Below are 19,484 nucleotides of genomic sequence, written 5' to 3'. Positions count from 1 at the left end.
CATATTAGACAAGTTTAACTTTTAAACTTTAATTTAGTTTTCTATTAATGTTAATTCTTATCTTTTATAGTAGAAGGTGATTCTTGAATGTTGGAAGATAAAAAAGGTTGTGATTCTAACATTAACACGGAAGTCCAAAAAGTAAGGGTATCGGAGCCTAAACATAGAGAAGGAAAGAGCAGTCAAACATTAACCGTAAAAAGTTCAAAAAGTAAAGATTCTGAACAAACCGATATTGTGAAAAAGATCAAAAACAAAGCCCGGAAAAATAACAACACAATAACCTTTGAAGAGATAGAAGTAGTTATAACAACTTATAATAATGATGAATTTAGTCTTGAGTTTCTCATTGATTTTTACAATAAGTTAAAAGAAGCTGAAATTTCTGTAATAGATGGTGAAGAATTAGAAAAGTATTGTAAAAGTATTGAAATGGATTATGAGGCGCGAGATAATGAAGAAGATGATGCTGATGACAATTTAGATAGTATTTATGATGACTTTACTGATGAAGATCTCTATGATATTTTTGAAGGTTTTTCTGATTTGGAAGTAGAAATGTGTGACAACATTTCTATGCAAGATCCTATAAAAATCTACTTAAAAGAAATAAGTAAAAGTAAACTTTTGACTCCTTCTAGAGAAAGAAAATTAGCAATGAGAGCACAGAAAGGTGATAAAAAAGCTCGAGATGAACTGATAAAATCTAATTTAAGACTCGTGATAAGCATTGCCAAAAGGTATACAGGTAGAGGATTAAGCTTCTTAGATTTAATACAAGAAGGAAATATTGGTTTAATGAAAGCCGTCGAAAAATTCGATTGGAGAAAAGGTTATAAATTCTCTACATACGCATATTGGTGGATAAGACAGGCTATTACTCGTGCTATTGCAGATCAAGGAAGAACTGTAAGGATTCCTGTGCACTTAGTTGAAACTATTAATAAAATGAATCGCATTGTTAATGAATATATCCAAGAAAATGGTGAAGCCCCTGATTTAGAAACTCTAGCTGAATTAATGGACAAACCTGTAGAGAAGATGAAAGAAATTTTGATAAGTTCCAAAAGCATATACTCTTTAAATGCTCCGATATCTAACGATGTTGATAGTGAGGGTGAATCTGAATTATTAGACTTTGTGGATTCTGACATTCCAACTCCCCACGAAGAAGGACGAAAAATGATCATTCGAGAAAAAGTTGAAGAAGTTATTGACACTTTGTCAACTAAAGAAGCGATGGTATTAAAGATGAGGTTCGGATTCATCGATGGTAAACAAAAAACGCTGGAAGAAGTTGGAGAATATTTTAATGTCACAAGAGAAAGAATAAGGCAGATTGAATCAAAATCTATCAGAAAGCTAAAGCATCCTGTAAGAAGAAAAATGATTGAAAATATCCTTAATGAGTATTAATCTTTTTATAATTATATGAAAAGGTTGTTAACAGGATTAGTCGATAAGAGTATAACTCTTTAAAAACTCCGTTGTTAATGTGGGCCCCATAGGATAACGGTTAGTCCATTGGATTCTCAGTCCAAGAGTCAGGGTTCGATTCCCTGTGGGGCTACCAGGAATATAAGTATAAGTACTTATTTTACGAACTGCTTTTAACAAAGTAGATTGTAAACAACAAACAAGTAAATAAGTCTCCTTTCACTGGGAGAAAAAGCTAGAATATTTCAGGTGGATAACAAAATTATCCACCTGATTTATTTGTATCTTTATATTCTTCGTATGCTAAAAGTATAGCCGTATACTCTGAAATAACGTTGGTTGTATATATCGATTATCTTTTCCACCCAATATCAAAAAGAGAAGCAGTTTTTTTAAATCAATGAAAATTACTTATATCATTACCTATATCATAAGGAACAGAAAAACGAATAAGCTTAAAAAATGTCTGTATACAATATAATGTTATTCAACATCAACGAAATTTCCTGTATTTCTGTTATTTTTCCTAAATTTTGGCCAGGGAGCATATGCTAATCCGTTACTGCTTCCCTGTAGTGCATAGAGATACTTACCTGATCCGACATATATAGTACCGTCACTTCCTATCACTGGACTTGAGTCAACCCAATCACCTTTCCATTTAGCCGAAAGAGGAACAGCTTTGACGATATTTGAATATCCCGACTCTCCTACTTTGTTGTACGCTTTTACTCTGTAATAATATTTAGTATTTGGAGCTAAGTCTGTGTCTGTGTACTCCGTTACATTAGTTTCCACTGTTTTAATCTCACTCCAATCGGTTGAGTCTGTTTTTCTCTCTATCTTGAATCCTGTTTCGTTGTCTGAATCATCTTTCCATGTTACTTTTATCTCAGTTGAAGATTTGACTTGAGATTTTAGATTACTCAGAGCATTTGACAGTATTATATTAGGAACACATAAAAATAATAAGACTAATAAAAATACAACCAAACCCAAATATTCATATTTCCTCATAATAAGTGCTCCCCTTTATACTCTTTATCTTTTACTAGTCCTATGAAACAGAAAAGTGTCGAAATAATAATATCGTGAAACTTTTCACTTTCTAAAATTTTAGAATTATATCTGATTATTTTATTAATAAATTCTACATCATTTAACATTAAAATTCAAAATAATTTTAAAGAATTATGTGTCCTCATGAATTTGACAGTTAGAAAATCGAAGTGAGATTTAAAAACTTTGCATAAGCAGTTCTTAAGATAAGCCATTTTACTATATCTCCTAATAACAGGAGGGAACTACCAATCCATCTAATTTCTTCTAATTAGTAAAATTAAAAAATACAGCGATGGTGGCACCATCGCTGTATTTTCATTTATATAATTTTACATCTTATTTCATATTTTTTCTGTAGGAATAGAACCATTTTCAAGTACATGATTGTACAAACTAAAGGCGCTCTCTTGTGCTGTTTTTAGCGTGGCCTCTCTTGTTAGACAACTTATAAAAGCAGCTTCAAATGCGGAAACAGCTTCTTCAAAATATTTCTTTTGCATCACTCGTACTTCTTGAACCTTATCTTGAAACAAAATAGCATCATGGGTAATAATAATATTGTTGGATGTTTTAAAATTTTTCAACAACACGGTTAGATCTTTAAAATTTGTGGCATGTTCTGCTATTAAAAAAAGATAATCACAATGTAAGGTTGAAGTATTTTCATTTATTTTTTGTTTATCAAGATGTACAAAAACCTTTCTATTTTCAGAATTTATAAAATCAAAAAATTTTTGGTTCCAGTTTTCATAGCAAACAAATACATTTTTTAAATTATGTAGAAATTGTAGCAAAAATTCAGGCTCGATTTTTACTTCGGATTCTCTCTCATCTACGTACTCCTTATTTTCTATTAAGTTTCTGACTTTTCTTTTATTACCTAAAATCTTTTCTAACCAAACAATTTGTATCTTCTTCATTTGGAATGTTTTCATTATTAAATCAATGTACTCATCAATGCTGATAAAATCAAAAATTATCGGTTTTAAATGGAAAAAATCGTTTAAATAAAGAGCAAGTTTACCACCAGGTCCCCCAACCTGAGTCACAATCCTCGTGTTATCTCGAACCTCGTCAATTACATGCTCTACCTCTATTCCACCAAGTATTCCTAAATCCGGTGATTTTTCTTTCGTGATAATCGAGAGAGTCTGTTCCTGATACTGGTAAATTGTTCTCACTTTACTTCCTCCCCAAGTGTTCTTATTATTAACATAAATCAACACAAAAGTTATCTACGTTTTCCATTTCTTGAAGGATATATAACAACTTTTCTGTAAGGTTCCAATCCTACTGATACACTCACCAATTTAGGATAATTGTTTTTAATGTATTCATGAATAGTTTTGCGCTCAAAAGCAAACATAGGAGATAATTCAACTTTACTATTTGTTGTAATAGCTCTTTTAGCAGCCTGATCGGCAATTAATTCTAGGTTTTTCTTTCTTTTTTTTCGATATTCACCAACATCTAATCTCACTTCAAATTTGGTGTCTGTCATCCTATTGACGTAAATCATAATGAGATGTTGAAGTGCGCCAAGGTTTCTTCCCTGTTTCCCAATAATCTTACCTAAATTTTCACCTTCTAAATAAATCGTTATCGTTTTGTTATGACTTTTAATTTTAATATCCACTTCTTCTTCAAAATATGAGAGAATAGTATTCAAGAATTCATTTACTCGGTTTATTAAGTACTTTTCATTAGGATAAGCTTCGATAATCAAAGGTTTTTTCCCTATACCAAGAAAACCTTTTGAGGGTTCTTGAATAACCCTATAAGATATTTCTTCATTACTTTGCGCTTTAAACTCTTCTCTAACCTTTTCTAAGGTAGATTCTAAATCGGTTCCTTCAAAAACTTTTTTTTGCTCTATTTTTAGCACTTCGATATTCACCTCCTGACAGGCTTAGGCCCCAAACCAAAAAGTTGACGAACCGTGATCCCTTTAACGTTATAAATTTTGTTGTAAACATAAGTTAAGACTGTTTGTATAATATTATTCATTGCATAATAAATGAAAACTCCAACAGGCAAACCTATCAAAATAAAAGGAAAAATTACAGACATGACAACAGAAGTCCAAGCTGTTTTTGAATCTTGGGACATTAACATTGCATTAATAATAGATGCAATAATAGCTATTAGCAAAAGTGGAAAGTTCGCTTTAAACCCTCCAATAGAGAGATCTGTCCAGAAGAAGAATCTTGGGTTATACGCATAACTTCCTTCAAAATAATAAATAACTTGCCATAGCATGATCATAATTGGTAAAGGTATTAAAGATATTAAACATCCACTCGCAGGATTTATACCTTTCTCCTCATATAATTTCATCATTTCTTCTTGCTGTTTTTGTGGATTTTTGTATTTCTTCTTAATTTTATCCAATTCCGGCTGTAACTGTTTCATCTCAATTGCCGATTTCTTTTGTTTTCCATAAATAGGAAACAAGATTGCATTTACTATTAAGGTGAAAAGAATTATTGCCCAACCAAAATTTCCAGTTACCTTAAATAACCACCAGAAAAAGTACACTAATCCATAAAAAATGTTAGAAAAAAACCCAAATTTTCCTAGGTCCTTCATTAATGAAATTATACTCGAATATACATTACCATTTTCATCGATCCCCGAAAATGTTTCCTTCATAAATAATTTTTTTGTAGGACCTAAATAAGAAACGAGCGTACAGCTTTCTCGATCTATTTTAAACAAGTATTTGTTATCGTACACTTCTATTTTTGACGGGGCATGAAAGGCTAATGTTGCATCTAATTTAACTCCTGTTAAAAGTGATTTATTTATATAAGAAACAAAATCTTTATCTTTATATCGAATTCCTGAACTATAAGATATTGTTGGTAAAGTAACATAACCTACTAAATTATTAAACTCAACATCAAAATGAAAATTTGGATCATTAAAAAACTTATAAATCTTTTCTCCTTGATCATGAAAAACATACTTTATCTCTATGTAACTTTGATCTTTTGGAACAAAATATGAGTAACTAATTGGTAATATTTCTTCCAGGGAGGTTAAGTCTAAGATGTCAAAACTGTCTCCCATATATTCGTAGACTAAGTTATACTTCTTGGTTTTATTGTCATAAAGTTCGAAACTTATAATATGACCTTCTTTATCAAGTACCAATTTGTATAGTTTCATTTCGATCTGTAAAGTATCGTGAAGAGAACTTTCTGAAACCTGTATCTCAGGTATTGAAAAAGACAAAATTGCTAAAGTTGTTAAACAAAGAACTAGTAGGATGTTTCTTTTCTTCAAGTCACACACTCCTTCATACTTAAAATAAAAAAATCAATAATTATAGATCAAGGCATTTTCTACTTTTCTCCTTGTTCTTGTGAGAAAAAAAACTAAAAGTCGAGGGAACCGGATCAAATCCTCCTTTATGGAAAGGATTACATCTCAAAATGCGTTTTAATCCTAAATATAATCCTTTAAAAACACCAAAATTCTCTACTGCTTCATATGTATAAGCAGAGCAAGTAGGAATATATCTGCACCGAGGAGGAGTGGCTGGAGAAATATACTTCTGATAAAACTCGATCAACTTAAGAACTATTTTTTTCATTCTTTTGTCATCCTTTTTACCATACTTAAAATCACTTCTTCTATTTCAGAATAACTAATTTTATCGAAGTTATCTGACAAAGACTTTCGCGGTATAAACACAAAGTCGTAACCTAGAGGAAAATCTTTCTTGTTAGTTCTATATATTTCTCTAATATATCTTTTAACTTTGTTTCTCTGAATAGCCTTTCCAAAATCTTTCTTAACTACAGTAGATATTCTATTATATTCTAAATCATTTTCAACATAAATGATAACAAAATAAGAACTAATTACTCGTTTACCTTTCTCAAAAGCTCTTTTAAAATTCCGACTATACTTAAGTCTTTCTTTTTTTCTAAGTTTCTGATCACTCATACTGTTAAAAGCTAAACTGTTAATCGCTTTCTTCCTTTAGCTCTTCTTCTTTTAATAACTTTCCTACCTCCGGGAGTACTCTGTCTTGCTAAAAATCCGTGCGTCCTCTTACGTTTAATTTTCGATGGTTGATATGTCCTTTTCATTTTTACACCTCCAACTTCCAAAGATTAGTGTTTTTGTTTAATAATTTTCGATCAAATTTTATAATAATATTATACCCAATTTTGTACCCAAAACCTAATTTGCTAAATTTAGTCGAATAATATTATAATGATTTATTGTTGTGATGTCAATAAAATGAGGTAACAAATTTTGTCAAGTATTTATTAACATAACTCTAAAAAATAAAATACATACTTAATTTTAAGATGATAAAATTAATTTGACTAATATAAATAAACAACTATTCAGAAATAGTTTTTCAAGGAGTGAAATATGTGAAAGTAAACTATAGATGTATAAATTGTATACTGAATTACGCTTCAGAATTAACACCTAAAGTTATAGCCAATAATCATCCTTCATCTACGCAAATTTTTAATGATTATAAGACCTTAATTCAAAAAGTTTTAACGCAAATCAATCCTGATCAGGATTTGTCTTATTTGTCCAAAATATTTTTTGACGCTTTTTTTGAAATTTTTCCTGATATTGATTATTTTTATGTAGACAAAACTAATGCCAATCAACATTTTATGGAAATTTATGATGACTTAATCGACTTTTGTATATCCAGTGAAGATGCATTAAATTCGGCCTTTAAATTATGTGTAATGGGAGAACTTTTTAGTCATACTTCAGAAAACTCATTTGGAGAATTGGAAATAGAAATTAACAGTTTTTTTAGAAATAAAACGTTGACCATCAATGATATAGATCTTTTAAGAAAAGACTTAGAAGAAGCTGAGTCTTTGTTATTTATTCACAACTATGCAGGAGAAATTTTTTTTGATAAACTCTTTATTAAAATTTTAAAAGAAATTTATCCAAAGTTAATAGTTCATTCTGCTGTAAAATCTAAACCTGTTTATAAGTGTGCTACTATAAAAGACGCCGAAGAGATCTTCCTAAAAGAGGTATCTATACCATTTGAAAGTGGCTCAAAATATTTAGGTACTATATGGGCTGAAACAACACCTACATTTAAAAATATTTTTGAAAATGCTGATATAATAATAGTAAAGGGACAAGCAAACTATGAAAGTTTAGCTTCAGTAAATTTAGATAAACCTATGTATTTTTCGTTGGTAACTAATTGTCAAGTAATTTCTGATATTTTAGGAGTAAACGTAGGTGATTTAATTTTCAAAAAGTTTTAAAAATCTAAAGGAGGGGTCAAGGTGAAAAAATTTACTAGCGTTATTCTTATTTTATTGGTAGTTTTATCGATTTTTGCAAAACCAACTCATCTAGTCATCTTTCATTTAAATGACACTCATGGTCATGTATGGGGAACAGATGATGGTGGTGGATTTGCAAGAATTGCTACAGTTATTAACCAAACAAAAGAAGAAGTGGAAAAAGAAGGTGGTTATGTACTTTTTGTACACGCAGGTGACGTGAATACAGGTGTTCCGGAATCAGATCAAATGGATGCATTACCAGATTTTATGATTTTAAGTTATATGGGCTTAGATGCAATGACGCTCGGAAATCACGAATTCGATAAACCCTTTGAGACCCTTGAATTACAAAGCAAAATTGCTCAGTTTCCTTTTGTAGCTGCTAATTTTGTTAACGATTTACATGGAGGTCCTATCTTTGAGCCCTACATTATTAAAAAATGTGGTGATGTAAAAGTTGGAATTATAGGACTTGCAACAGAACAGACCTTGGTCTTAGAACCAATTTATTTGGGCAATAATACCATCTCAAACGCAAAAGAAACTTTAGAGAAATATTTACCCATTGTCCAAAAAAAGTCAGATGTGGTTATTGTTTTGTGTCATTTAGGTTATTATGATGATGAAAATCCAGAACCCGTCCTTCCTGTTAAATTTACAACAACTAATGAACTTGCCGAATCCTTTAGTGGAATAGATGTTATAATAGATGGTCACACACATTCCGTTTTAGATAAGTCTGTCGTAATAAACGACGTTATTATAGCTCAGGCAGGAGAACATGGGAAATATTTAGGTAGAATAGACCTATGGGTAGACGGCGGTCATGTTGTGGACTGGCGAAGTGGACTGATACCTATAACCACAGATATTCCTGAAGATCCTTTCATAAAGATGTTTTCTGATATGTTCTATCAGTTAGGATCAGCTGCACTTAATGAAGTAGTTGGGGAAACTAGGGTTCTTCTCGATGGAGAAAGAGCACATGTAAGGAGTCATGCTACAAATTTAAGTAATTTAATAGCGGATTCCATGATATGGAAAACTGGAGCAGACGTGGCTTTAGTAAATGGTGGAGGTATTAGAAGTTCCATAGATGCAGGAGAAATCACTTACAGAGATGTATTGACTGTACTACCATTTGGAAATACTGTATATGTACTAGAATTGACAGGAAAAGATTTAATTGAAGTCCTAGAATATGCTGCAACGATTCCTGATGGTCAAGGTGCTAAGCTTCATGTTGGTGGCTTAACTGCAGAAATAAAAGATGGTAAACCTGTTGATGTTAAAGTAAATGGAGAGCCTTTAGATCTAAACAAAACTTATAAAGTAGTAACCAATAATTATGTTGCTGCTGGTGGCGATGGCTATACAATGCTCATCGGCAAGCCCGGTTATGATACAGGATTTACAGACGCTATAGTTTTGGCAGAATATATTAAATATTTGGGAATTATTGAAGATTATCCTTCAGAACAAAGATTAAAATATTTGGACTAACGAATCTAAATTAAAAGGCATCCTTGCAAAGGATGCCTTTTAATTTATTTTTTTGTAAATGGAATGTATTTTATAGTCTTCCAAAGTATTTATCCAATTCTTTGAAACTTAAGTGAATCAATATTGGCCTTCCATGAGGACAAGTTAATAATCTGTTTTCAAAGATGCTATTTAAAAGCATTTCTAATCCAATAGGATTGTCGCCAGTTTTAACTGCACAACGACAAGCTATGGTAGCTAAGTTTTTATCAAAGATTTTTTCTAAACCTTCGAAATCAACGACTCTTAACTCATCAGCAATATCCCAAATAATAGTTTCTATATCGTGGATATTTATACCAAAAGGCAGTCCCTTAACAAATACTTCATTTTCAATCTCTTCTATAATTATTCCGAGTTTCTCTAAATAATCTTTGTTTTCTATAATTAAATTTTTTCGTATCTCATCTAATTTAACTTTAAAAGGGGTAATAAGAAGATTTGAACTTAAAGCTCCTTTTTCAAGTATTTGTTTTTTTAACCTTTCAAAAATATATCTCTCATGTGCCGCATGAAAGTCTACAATTAAAATACTTTCTGAGGTTTCAACAATAATATACCTATTTGCAACTGTTCCCACAATTCTGACCAGATTATTGGAATCAAAATCTAAACTTCCCTTGAATTGTTCTAAATTATTTTTAACACTATCAAAATCGAAATACATATTTTTATCTTTTTCATAATTGTTTTGATATTTATCTGTAGGTTTACCTTTAAACCTTTCGTGTTTAAGATTGTTTCTATCAGTATCCGAGGAAAGTTGAGCATCTTTTATCTTTTTATTAAATGAAACCACACTTTCTTCAAAGCCTTGATCGTCAAATATACTTGTTGTTGAATTTTTGGTGTACAAATCCTGAATTGAATTAGGCTTTTGGAAGTCTTCTTTTCGTTGTATTAAATCATTACTTGATTTAGTACTTACAAATTCTATAGTAAATTTAGCTTTTTTCAAAAGAGATTCTCTTATAACATTTTTTAGCAACATAACAATTTTTTGTTCATCTCTGAATTTCACCTCTAACTTTTGAGGATGAATATTTACATCTACCATATCAGGTGGGAGCTCAATAAAAATAACAGCATAAGGATGCTTCCCTTTTTCCAACATTTCGCCATAACCTTTTTCCAAAATTGAAAAAAGTGAAGCTGCTTTTACATATCTTTTGTTAACAAAAAAAGTTTGGGCTGTTCTATTATTTCTTGATATTCTGGGGTTAGAAACTACACCCCAAATTTTTATCGAAGAATCATTGTATTCAATTTCAAGTAGGTCTTGGACTTTGAGTTCAGGATAAATTTTCAGACATTTAGTAATTAAATCCATATCTTTAGTAAAGTGGTAGATTTCTCTTTTATCTCGAACATAAACAAGATTGATAAAGTTTGAAAGGGCAAATTTTTCAACAATTTCAGTTACATATCTGCCTTCAACCGATTCACTTTTTAAGAACTTTCTACGAGCAGGGATATTATAGAATAGATCCTCAACTTCAATAATTGTTCCTACTTTTGCATTCACTTTTTTTTCGTCAACTATCTCACCACCAAACATCTCTAACTGCGTGCCTAATTCATTTTCAAAAGTTCTTGATATCATTTTTATCTTAGACACCCTTGCAATTGAGGCAAGTGCTTCACCTCGAAAGCCAAAACTACTTAGAGAATATAAATCATCGATTGATGAGATTTTACTAGTTGTATGAGGCATTATAGCGATTTTCATTTCTTCGGCAGTCATGCCACAACCATTATCTTCAACTCGTATCAAAGCTTTTCCTCCATCAACTATTTCAACTGTTATATCATCGGCTTCAGCATCCAATGAATTTTCCAAAAGTTCCTTAACTACAGAGTTAGGGCCTGAAACTACCTCACCAGCCGCAATCTTCATTATTACCTCTTTAGGTAATTCTTTTATTCGCATAATAATCGGCATACATTCTTCCCTTTTTCGAAATAATAAAAGGAAATCACCTATTCTCCTTTCTTTTGTTAAAAATAAATAACTGATTTTATCTTTTTTATTATATCATCTTATTGAAGAACTAGTATTAACTATTAAACGTAATTTTTTGTTATAATTGTTTTGTGAACTTAGAAGTATATTCTAAAATAAACAATTCTCAAAAGTTATGAAAAGGTATCGTTATATTTTTTTGTTATATTTCAATATGAAAATTAATCTCAAATTTAACACATTGGAGGGACGGCGTTTTTTCAATTTTTTTGAAAATTCTACGCTATAAATAAAATGAATATTGGAATGTTTTCTGATACATATATACCTCAAAAAAATGGGGTTGCTACTGCGTTAAAATTATACAAAGATGAAATGGAAAGACTAGGGCATAATGTTTTTCTTTTTGTACCAAAATATGATATTAAATATTCAAGACAAGAAAAAAATGTATTTGAATTCCCAGCAGTAAAATTCCCCTTTGAAAAGGAGCAAAGAGTAGCTATTCCTTTTTCGTGGAAAATGTTTAAAATTAAAGATTTAAACCTTGATATAGTTCATTCTCATGATCCATTTTCTATGGGGATATTGGCCATGTCTGTTTCGAAATCACTTAAACTAAAACATATAGGAACCCATCATACTATGTATGAATATTACTTACATTATTTACCTCCGATAATGAGGCCTCCTGTTGAATTGACTCAAAAACTCATTAAAAATTGGTGTTTGAAATTAGACAGGGTGATTGCTCCAACAAACAACATTAAAAATACCCTCATAGAATATGGGGTTCCATCTTATCATATAGAAGTGATCCCAACAGGGATAGATATAAGTTCTTTTGATAAACCAATAACTTGGGATTTAAGAAAGGAATACCCATCGATAAAAGAAGGAGATAGAATCCTTTTGTTTGTGGGTAGATTGGGTAAAGAAAAAAATATTGATTTTTTAATTAGAGTGTTCTCAAAAGTCTTGCTAGAAGAAAAAAATGTAAAATTTGTGATAATTGGTGGAGGCCCTGAAAAAGAAAATTTAGAACTTTTAGCTGAAGAGTTAAAAATAAAAGAAAATGTAATTTTTACTGATGCTCAACCTAGAGAAAGGGTCATTGATGCTTACAAACAATCTGATATTTTTATATTCGCTTCTTATACAGAAACTCAAGGATTAGTAATTTTAGAAGCGATGAGTGCAGGAAAACCTGTTGTTGCTTTAGGTAAACTAGGAGTGTATGATATTCTATCCCAAGAAGATGCTGGAGGAATAATGATTGAAGAATTAAATGAAGATGATTTTGTTAATGAAATTCTAAGATTGTTGAGAGATAATATTTTATATGAAAATTTAGCGAAAAAAGCTAAGAGTTTTGTTCAAAATCATTTTTCTATTGAAGCCTGTGTTGAAAGTATTTTGGATTTATATAAAAAGGAGATTATAAGTAATGAATGAATTTGAAGAAATATTTAATTTTCAGCTAGCTGATTTGAGAGAAATTCCTATTGATAATTTTGCTTATATTGGAGATGCAGTTATCGCACTTATATATAAAACTAAATTATTAGGTGATGGAAGAATTAAAACTCGAATTGTCTACGAAAACTCAAAAAAATTTTTAAGTGCAACAGCACATTCAAAGTTTATTGACCTAATTTATGAAGAATTCAATGATACTGAAAAACAGTATTATAAAAGGGCTGTTAATTCTAATGGTGCAAAAAAAAGAGGAAATGATTATGAATATAGAAAATCTACAGGTTTTGAAGCGGTTATTGGATATTTATTCTTGACAAAAAACTATAAAAGAATAAAGGAATTGTTAGGAGTGATTGACAATTGTATGTCTACGGACGAAACATATTAAAAGAAATTGTTGAATCTGGTTATAAAATCACACACATTTTTTTTAGTGATTCAAAAGTCGAAAAAGGAAATCTAAGCGAATTTGTTTACCTCGCCGAAAGGGCTAATTTCCCCTACAGTTTCGTTAACAATGAAATACTTGCAAAAATGGCATTGACAAATAAACACCAAGGTGTTGTAGTTGATATAGGTAAAGAATTTAATTACCAATCCATAGAAATTCTGGATAACAAAGAAAATTTGTTCTTAGTGATGTTAGACCAAATTCATGACCCTCATAATTTTGGAGCAATAATTAGATCATCTGCTGCAGCTGGAGTAGATGCGGTAATCATTCCCAAAGGCAAGACAGTTGAAGTAACTCCCATTGTTGTAAAGGTTTCGTCAGGTTTGGTATTTAAAATACCCATTATACAAGTAACCAATTTATCTAATACAATAGAACAATTAAAAAAAATGAATGTTTGGGTATATGGTACTGATTCAGTTGGCATTCCATACTATGAGGTTGATTTTAGCGGAAATGTATGTCTAGTATATGGCAATGAGGGGAGTGGTATAAGAAAAACCGTTAAAAAACATTGTGATCAATTGATAACTATACCTATGTCAAATAATGTTGATTCTTTAAATGTTTCTGTAAGCGCAGGAATAATTCTTTTTGAAGTAAAAAAACAAAGGGATTTTTTAAAAAAAGAGGTTAATTAAATTTTAAAATACGTGGAGGTGTTTTATGATTAAAAATGTAAAAAAAATGGTAGTGTTAGGAGCTATTCTGTTGTTCGCTCTTTTGGGATTCTCTCAAGGAACCACTAATCTGAAAATCGGATATGTGAACTTTGATAAAACCATTAAAAATTATTACAAATGGTATGATTTACAATCATCTTACCAAATTGATTTCCAATATTATCAAAACAAGATATATGAAATGGAAAATCAATTTATGCAATTACAAGAATCTGGCGCTACAGATGAAGAACTTCAACAATATCTTTTAAAATTACAAACAACATATAACCAATATCAACAATCCCTTCAGGAAGAATACCAAACTAAAATAGATTCTCTTGTTGAGGAAGTAGTCAAAAAAATAGCACAATACGCAGAAGCAAATGATTATGATTTTATATTCTATCAAAGTGCGGTTATTTATGTAAAAGATTCATTAGACTTAACGGATGTAATTATCAGTTATATAAACGTCAAATAATTTCTTATATATGAGAAATGTAATAATTGATTGTAAAAATATAAATAAAAAATATGGGAAAAAAACAGTACTCAAAGACGTCGATTTCCAATCTAAAAAAGGAGTTGTAACAGGCTTATTAGGTCCCAATGGTGCTGGAAAAAGTACCCTTTTCAAGGTCATACTGGGGCTAGTGGTACCTAATTCAGGTGAAATCTATCTTGATGGTTTGAATATATCTCATTTACCAATCCATAAAAGGGCTCTTAGTGGTTTAGCGTATTTGCCACAAGAACCCTCTGTTTTTAGAAACTTAACAGTTATAGATAATCTTCAAATGATTGCTAATTTACTGAAGATAGAAGATTCTGATCGAAAGATATCCTCAATAATCAAGGACTTTGGATTAGATAACTTAGAGAATCAGTATGCTTACTCATTGTCTGGTGGGGAAAAGAGAAAGTTAGAATTTGCTAGAACCCTAATAACAAACCCAAAAGTCATTCTTTTGGATGAACCATTTGTAGGAATAGACCCCATAACTGTTAAAGATATCCAAAAGATCATAAGAAAACTAGCTGAAACAGGAATTTCAATAATAGTAACTGATCATAGCATTGATGAAATAGTACAAGTTGTGGACGAACTATATGTCATTCATAAAGGAACAATAATTGCTTGTGGTTCCCCGAAAATTGTCTTACAAGATGAAAATGTCAAGGCAAATTATTTAGGATGGTGAAGATTTTGAACGTAGGAGTTATTGGATATTCTGGTGACATTTATAAAGAACCTATAAAATCTTTAACTCCCATCTGCTTAGATATCGGCAAATGCATTGCAAAAAATAATTGGGTTCTACTAAATGGTGGAAGAGATGGTGTTATGTATCTTGTTTCAAAAGCAGCAAAAAATAATGGTGGGTTGGTTGTAGGATTTTTACCTTGGGGAGAAGAAGGAAATGAATATCTAACTCTTCCCATTAAAACTGGATTAGATTTTAATATGCGCTCTTTTATAATGTTAAAAAATGTTGATGCAGTGGTTAGTATTGGCGGAGAAATAGGAACTGCTATAGAAATTTTAGGGGCGTATTCATATAAGAAACCCGTTATTTTATTTAGAAAGAGTAGTGGTTGGACTGATAATATAACAAAAGTTTTAATTGAAGAAAAATATTTGGATAATAGAAAATTGGTAGAATTAAGACAAGTTTATTCTGTAGATGAAATGGAAGCTGTTTTAAAAGAAATAGAACAAGGAGTGAAAAAAAATTGGTAAGAGTAAGATTTGCTCCCAGTCCAACAGGAAATTTACATGTAGGTGGACTTCGAACTGCTTTATTCAACTGGTACTTTGCAAAAAAACACGACGGTAAATTCATTATCAGAATTGAAGACACTGATCTAGAAAGATCGAAAAGAGAGTATGAAAATGCAATATTAGAAGAACTTAAATGGGCTGGTTTAGACTACGATGAAGGTGTAGATAAAAATGGAGAATATGGACCATACAGACAAAGTGAAAGACTAGACATTTATCAAAAATACATTGAACAGTTGTTAAATGACGGCAAAGCCTATTACTGTGTTTATGAAGGTGAAGAAATAGTTTTTGAGGGTAATCCTTTACCAAACAAATATAAACTTGAGCGTAATGCTGATTCTTCAATAGTTATTAAATTTAAGGTCAAAAAAGATGAAGTGATATCTTTCAACGATTTAATTAGAGGATTAATTGAATTCAATACCAACTATATAGAAGATTTTGTTATTTTAAGATCAAACAGGATTCCAGTATATAATTTTTGTGTAGTTATAGACGATTATCTTATGAAAATAAGTCATGTAATTAGAGGAGAGGATCATATTCCAAATACCCCAAAACAAGTTTTGCTCTATAATGCTTTATCGTTCAACTTGCCAGAATTTGCTCATTTACCTCTAATTGTGGGCGAAGATAGAACTCCCCTTTCTAAAAGGCATGGAGAAGTTTCTATATCCTACTTTAGAAAAGAAGGATATTTACCTAAGGCATTGTTAAATTATTTGAGCTTATTGGGATGGAATGCTAATGAACAAATTTTCGATTTTAAAGAAAAGTTTAAAGAGTTTGATATAAAAAATGTATCGAAAAATCCAACTGTATTTGATTACAATAAACTTTTATGGACCAATGAGGTTCATCTGCGTAACAATCATATAGATGAAGTTTATCAAAATTTTGTAGATTGGTGCAATTATTGTAAAATTGATATAAACTCCGATGATGTATATATAAGAAAAGTTATCGAGATATCAAGGCCAAAGGTTAGAACTTTAAAAGAATTATACGAATTTTCCCTGAACTTTTTCAAGAACGATTTTGAATATGAAGAAGAATTTGTAAACAAATACATGAGTAAACCCTGGTTTGAAGAAGTTATTAAAATAAGTATTAACAAGTTGGAGAAATTAGACGTATTTGAAATAAAAAATATTGAATATGTTTTGAAAGAAATAGCTTCTTTAAATATAACAAGTAAAAAAAATGTTTTTCAATCAATAAGAGGTGCAGTTTTAGGAAAACTTGTTACTCCTGGTTTGTATGAATCAATAGAAGTGCTGGGAAAAGAAGAAACTATCAAAAGATTAAAAAGAACTTTAAATTTTTCTAATAACATTACCAAACTAAATAAATAATCGAAAGAGGGAAGTTACATGAAATATCCCTATCTAGAAAACAAAAACATTCTTATTGGTGTATCAAGTGGAATCGCTATTTATAAAGCTGTGGATTTGGTTTCAAAATTGAGAAAAATGAACCTCAACTTGAAGGTTATTATGACCAAGAATGCCAAAAATTGGGTATCAGATCAAATTTTTTCTGCTGTAGGTAATTGCGATGTATATTATTCTTCCTTCGATGTGAAAGGAGGATGGATACCTCATACAGAGCTTTCTAACTGGGCAGATCTTTTTATTGTTGCCCCGGCAACAGCGAATATCATTGCAAAAATTTCATGTGGAATAAGTAACGATTTACTTACTTCTACTGCTATAGCTTTTGCAAAAGAAAGTAAACTTATTGTTCCTACAATGAACGTAAGAATGTATGAAAATAAAGCCTTACAAAGAAATTTAAAAATCTTAGAAGCCGATGGATGGACCATTATTGAACCTGAAGTCGGACATCTTGCAGATGGAGAAATTGGAAAAGGTCGTTATCCTGATAATGACAGAATTTTAGAATATGCTGAATATTTGCTTTGTAAAAAGGATTTTCTAAATAAGAAGGTATTAATTAGTGCTGGACCTACTGTTGAAAAAATAGACCCAGTGAGGTACATTACTAATAGATCTAGTGGAAAGATGGGATATGAACTAGCAAGGGAATTTGCTTGTAGGGGCGCAGACGTTACCCTCGTTTCTGGTCCTACAAATTTAACAGCTCCTTCATTGGTAAAAAATTTCATCCCCGTTGAAAGTGCTATCGACATGGAAAAAGTAATGGTAACTTACTCAGAAAATAGTGATATAATTATTATGAGCGCAGCAGTGGGTGATTTTAGAATTAAAAATTTCTCTGCTCAAAAACTCAAAAAAGATGACGTTCTAGTTCTTGAACTAGAAAAAAATCCCGATATCTTAAAAGAATTAGGAGAAAAAAAAAGAGAAAATCAAATTTTAATAGGTTTTGCTGCAGAAACCCAAAACCATGAAGAGTACGCCAAAAAAAAGTTAAAAGAAAAAAAATTAGATATGATTATTGTAAACGATGTCTCAAGAAAAGATATAGGATTTGAATCTGATGAGAATGAGGTAATCGTTTATAGTTATGGGGAGGAATATCGACTTGAAAAAAATCATAAGAGAATTATTGCTGCTCTTATTATTGATTATGTCTATAATAAGTTTTGCTGAAAATTACTTTTTAATGTATCCGAGTGAATATGACCAATCAAAAAATACTGTTAAAATTAATGTGGAAAGTCTTTTAGAGTTGCAAAGTATTCCCGATGTTTACATATATGATGGAGGAATACGAAAAAAATTAATTGTTACACGAGTTAGAGAAAACGTGTACAGTTTCTATGTCAACTTAAATTCTTACTCTGGAGATGTTTATTCTTTCTTAGTATCTTCAACAGACAAATATGGGCAATATGTTTCCCAATTTTTTAACAATTTTCTAGTAAAAGATGATTTTACACCTGAAATAAAAATAGAAATTACAACGTCGATTGGAATAAATGGGTATGAATATTACTTAGATTATTATCCAAAAAACTCTTTATACTTGATTGATATCAATATCGATGATAAAGAATTTGAAAGCGAAGAAGATTTTTTAAACTCTTTAAAATATTTTAAAGATGGTCTTTATCGAGCTGAGTTTATTTTTAGAAACAGGTATGGTATATATTTCAAAGTTGAAACTCCTTTCTTGAAGGTAAATGAAGTAGTTATCACTGAAAATATTTTAAAACCTCAACAAAAATATGAAATTTTTGGATACCATATAGTTCAAAAAGGCGAAAGTTTATACAAAATTGCTAGAGAATACAATGTACTTCCAGGAGATTTAGTTAACATAAATGATTTAAGAGATCCTTCTCTGATTTATCCTGGCCAGGCTTTAAAAATAGGTAAAGTTGAATACTTTGAAAGCCCCATACACTTGGAAATAGATCTTTCAAAAAATAGGATGTACCTTTATTTTCATGATCAACTCTTGAAAACCTATGTAGTCGCAGTAGGAATGAGTGATTACACTCCACCTGGATATTATAGGATATCATATAAAGAAAAGGATCCTGCTTTATACTGGTATGATGAATATATTCCCCCCGGATCGCTTCTTAACGGAATGGGGACAAGATGGCTACAACTTTCAAACCCTCAATATGGAATTCACGGAACAACTAAACCATGGGAAATAGGAAAAAGAATATCACATGGATGTATTAGAATGTTCAATTTCGATGTGGAAGAGATAGATTTTATAACTTCTCTGGGTACAGAAGTTTATGTATATAACAGTAAAAATTAAAAACTCACGAAAGCATATCGTGAGTTTTTAATTTTATGGGGTGGCTGGTGGGATTTGAACCCACGACATCCTGAGTCACAGTCAGGCGTTC

At 30.7% G+C, this 19,484-nt stretch carries 20 protein-coding genes and 1 tRNA gene; 13 read left to right on the top strand and 8 right to left on the bottom strand.

Going from position 1 to position 19,484, the window contains the following annotated elements; all coding sequences use genetic code 11:
• Positions 1 to 87 precede the first annotated feature (87 nt).
• Positions 88 to 1,416 (top strand): sigma-70 family RNA polymerase sigma factor, encoded by a 1,329-nt coding sequence (locus PKN74_RS01195; protein WP_472307760.1) that lies wholly within the window; start codon positions 88 to 90, stop codon positions 1,414 to 1,416.
• Positions 1,417 to 1,498: 82 nt separating this feature from the next.
• A tRNA-Glu gene (locus PKN74_RS01190) sits at positions 1,499 to 1,573 on the top strand.
• Between the two features lie 347 nt (positions 1,574 to 1,920).
• On the opposite strand, the gene PKN74_RS01185 is transcribed toward PKN74_RS01190, so the two are convergent.
• From PKN74_RS01185 to rpmH, 7 genes are all read right to left on the bottom strand, one after another.
• A complete protein-coding gene (locus tag PKN74_RS01185) occupies positions 1,921 to 2,454 on the bottom strand; it encodes a fibronectin type III domain-containing protein (RefSeq protein WP_472307758.1) in 534 nt (177 codons plus the stop codon).
• Between the two features lie 386 nt (positions 2,455 to 2,840).
• Positions 2,841 to 3,680 carry a hypothetical protein gene (locus PKN74_RS01180; RefSeq protein WP_472307756.1) on the bottom strand — a complete coding sequence of 280 codons (840 nt, stop codon included), beginning with the start codon at positions 3,678 to 3,680 and terminating at the stop codon, positions 2,841 to 2,843.
• Positions 3,681 to 3,730: 50 nt separating this feature from the next.
• Positions 3,731 to 4,384, bottom strand: coding sequence for an RNA-binding cell elongation regulator Jag/EloR (jag, locus tag PKN74_RS01175; protein WP_472307754.1), 654 nt, complete (start codon positions 4,382 to 4,384; stop codon positions 3,731 to 3,733).
• An 8-nt stretch (positions 4,385 to 4,392) separates the two neighbouring features.
• Positions 4,393 to 5,787, bottom strand: coding sequence for a membrane protein insertase YidC (gene yidC, locus PKN74_RS01170; protein WP_472307752.1), 1,395 nt, complete (start codon positions 5,785 to 5,787; stop codon positions 4,393 to 4,395).
• A gap of 40 nt (positions 5,788 to 5,827) precedes the next feature.
• Positions 5,828 to 6,097: a membrane protein insertion efficiency factor YidD gene (gene yidD / locus PKN74_RS01165; protein ID WP_472307750.1), complete on the bottom strand. Its 270-nt coding sequence runs from the start codon at positions 6,095 to 6,097 to the stop codon at positions 5,828 to 5,830.
• The gene (gene rnpA / locus PKN74_RS01160) at positions 6,094 to 6,453 is read right to left on the bottom strand and encodes a ribonuclease P protein component (RefSeq protein WP_472307748.1); all 360 of its coding nucleotides are present in this window, start codon (positions 6,451 to 6,453) and stop codon (positions 6,094 to 6,096) included. The genes yidD and rnpA overlap by 4 nt, the downstream gene beginning before the upstream one ends.
• A gap of 11 nt (positions 6,454 to 6,464) precedes the next feature.
• Entirely contained in the window at positions 6,465 to 6,599 is a 135-nt protein-coding gene (rpmH, locus tag PKN74_RS01155; RefSeq protein WP_472307746.1) for a 50S ribosomal protein L34, read from the bottom strand.
• 294 nt (positions 6,600 to 6,893) lie between these two features.
• Between rpmH and PKN74_RS01150 the strand changes: the two genes are divergently transcribed.
• Both PKN74_RS01150 and PKN74_RS01145 read left to right on the top strand, forming a co-directional pair.
• Entirely contained in the window at positions 6,894 to 7,775 is an 882-nt protein-coding gene (locus PKN74_RS01150; protein ID WP_472307744.1) for a damage-control phosphatase ARMT1 family protein, read from the top strand.
• A gap of 21 nt (positions 7,776 to 7,796) precedes the next feature.
• Complete coding sequence (locus tag PKN74_RS01145) at positions 7,797 to 9,302, top strand: 5'-nucleotidase C-terminal domain-containing protein (RefSeq protein ID WP_472307742.1); 1,506 nt, start codon at positions 7,797 to 7,799, stop codon at positions 9,300 to 9,302.
• A gap of 70 nt (positions 9,303 to 9,372) precedes the next feature.
• Here the strand turns inward: PKN74_RS01145 and mutL are convergent, their stop codons facing one another.
• Positions 9,373 to 11,283, bottom strand: a complete 1,911-nt coding sequence (gene mutL, locus PKN74_RS01140) for a DNA mismatch repair endonuclease MutL (protein ID WP_472307740.1) — start codon at positions 11,281 to 11,283, stop codon at positions 9,373 to 9,375.
• A gap of 315 nt (positions 11,284 to 11,598) precedes the next feature.
• Between mutL and PKN74_RS01135 the strand changes: the two genes are divergently transcribed.
• The 9 genes from PKN74_RS01135 to PKN74_RS01095 are packed head-to-tail and all read left to right on the top strand — an operon-like array spanning position 11,599 to position 19,393.
• A complete protein-coding gene (locus PKN74_RS01135) occupies positions 11,599 to 12,759 on the top strand; it encodes a glycosyltransferase (RefSeq protein ID WP_472307738.1) in 1,161 nt (386 codons plus the stop codon).
• Positions 12,752 to 13,171, top strand: coding sequence for a Mini-ribonuclease 3 (locus PKN74_RS01130; protein WP_472307736.1), 420 nt, complete (start codon positions 12,752 to 12,754; stop codon positions 13,169 to 13,171). Before PKN74_RS01135 ends, PKN74_RS01130 begins: the two co-directional genes overlap by 8 nt.
• A complete protein-coding gene (rlmB, locus tag PKN74_RS01125) occupies positions 13,144 to 13,878 on the top strand; it encodes a 23S rRNA (guanosine(2251)-2'-O)-methyltransferase RlmB (RefSeq protein WP_472307734.1) in 735 nt (244 codons plus the stop codon). The genes PKN74_RS01130 and rlmB overlap by 28 nt, the downstream gene beginning before the upstream one ends.
• A 25-nt stretch (positions 13,879 to 13,903) precedes the next feature.
• A complete protein-coding gene (locus PKN74_RS01120) occupies positions 13,904 to 14,383 on the top strand; it encodes an OmpH/Skp family outer membrane protein (RefSeq protein ID WP_472307732.1) in 480 nt (159 codons plus the stop codon).
• Between the two features lie 10 nt (positions 14,384 to 14,393).
• Positions 14,394 to 15,104 carry an LPS export ABC transporter ATP-binding protein gene (gene lptB, locus PKN74_RS01115; protein WP_472307730.1) on the top strand — a complete coding sequence of 237 codons (711 nt, stop codon included), beginning with the start codon at positions 14,394 to 14,396 and terminating at the stop codon, positions 15,102 to 15,104.
• A complete protein-coding gene (locus PKN74_RS01110) occupies positions 15,098 to 15,643 on the top strand; it encodes a TIGR00725 family protein (protein WP_472307728.1) in 546 nt (181 codons plus the stop codon). The genes lptB and PKN74_RS01110 overlap by 7 nt, the downstream gene beginning before the upstream one ends.
• The gene (gene gltX / locus PKN74_RS01105) at positions 15,637 to 17,043 is read left to right on the top strand and encodes a glutamate--tRNA ligase (RefSeq protein ID WP_472307726.1); all 1,407 of its coding nucleotides are present in this window, start codon (positions 15,637 to 15,639) and stop codon (positions 17,041 to 17,043) included. Before PKN74_RS01110 ends, gltX begins: the two co-directional genes overlap by 7 nt.
• Positions 17,044 to 17,061: 18 nt before the next feature.
• Complete coding sequence (gene coaBC / locus PKN74_RS01100) at positions 17,062 to 18,264, top strand: bifunctional phosphopantothenoylcysteine decarboxylase/phosphopantothenate--cysteine ligase CoaBC (protein WP_472307724.1); 1,203 nt, start codon at positions 17,062 to 17,064, stop codon at positions 18,262 to 18,264.
• On the top strand, positions 18,197 to 19,393 hold the full coding sequence (locus tag PKN74_RS01095; protein ID WP_472307722.1) for a L,D-transpeptidase family protein: 1,197 nt from the start codon (positions 18,197 to 18,199) through the stop codon (positions 19,391 to 19,393). The genes coaBC and PKN74_RS01095 overlap by 68 nt, the downstream gene beginning before the upstream one ends.
• Positions 19,394 to 19,484 lie beyond the last annotated feature (91 nt).

It is taken from the genome of Defluviitoga sp. (genome assembly GCF_035349255.1).
Classification (GTDB): Bacteria; Thermotogota; Thermotogae; order Petrotogales; family Petrotogaceae; genus Defluviitoga.
Note: the sequence above shows the minus strand (reverse complement) of the source record. Positions and strands in the feature narration are given on the sequence as shown.

Bases quoted from the DNA above. Each gene is read 5' to 3' on its own strand.
- PKN74_RS01195 (WP_472307760.1), top strand. From the start codon at position 88: ATGTTGGAAGATAAAAAAGGTTGTGATTCTAACATTAACACGGAAGTC.
- PKN74_RS01185 (WP_472307758.1), bottom strand. From the start codon at position 2,454: ATGAGGAAATATGAATATTTGGGTTTGGTTGTATTTTTATTAGTCTTA.
- yidD (WP_472307750.1), bottom strand. From the start codon at position 6,097: ATGAAAAAAATAGTTCTTAAGTTGATCGAGTTTTATCAGAAGTATATT.
- rnpA (WP_472307748.1), bottom strand. From the start codon at position 6,453: ATGAGTGATCAGAAACTTAGAAAAAAAGAAAGACTTAAGTATAGTCGG.
- rpmH (WP_472307746.1), bottom strand. From the start codon at position 6,599: ATGAAAAGGACATATCAACCATCGAAAATTAAACGTAAGAGGACGCAC.
- mutL (WP_472307740.1), bottom strand. From the start codon at position 11,283: ATGCCGATTATTATGCGAATAAAAGAATTACCTAAAGAGGTAATAATG.
- PKN74_RS01135 (WP_472307738.1), top strand. From the start codon at position 11,599: ATGAATATTGGAATGTTTTCTGATACATATATACCTCAAAAAAATGGG.
- PKN74_RS01130 (WP_472307736.1), top strand. From the start codon at position 12,752: ATGAATGAATTTGAAGAAATATTTAATTTTCAGCTAGCTGATTTGAGA.
- PKN74_RS01120 (WP_472307732.1), top strand. From the start codon at position 13,904: ATGATTAAAAATGTAAAAAAAATGGTAGTGTTAGGAGCTATTCTGTTG.
- lptB (WP_472307730.1), top strand. From the start codon at position 14,394: ATGAGAAATGTAATAATTGATTGTAAAAATATAAATAAAAAATATGGG.
- PKN74_RS01110 (WP_472307728.1), top strand. From the start codon at position 15,098: ATGGTGAAGATTTTGAACGTAGGAGTTATTGGATATTCTGGTGACATT.
- coaBC (WP_472307724.1), top strand. From the start codon at position 17,062: ATGAAATATCCCTATCTAGAAAACAAAAACATTCTTATTGGTGTATCA.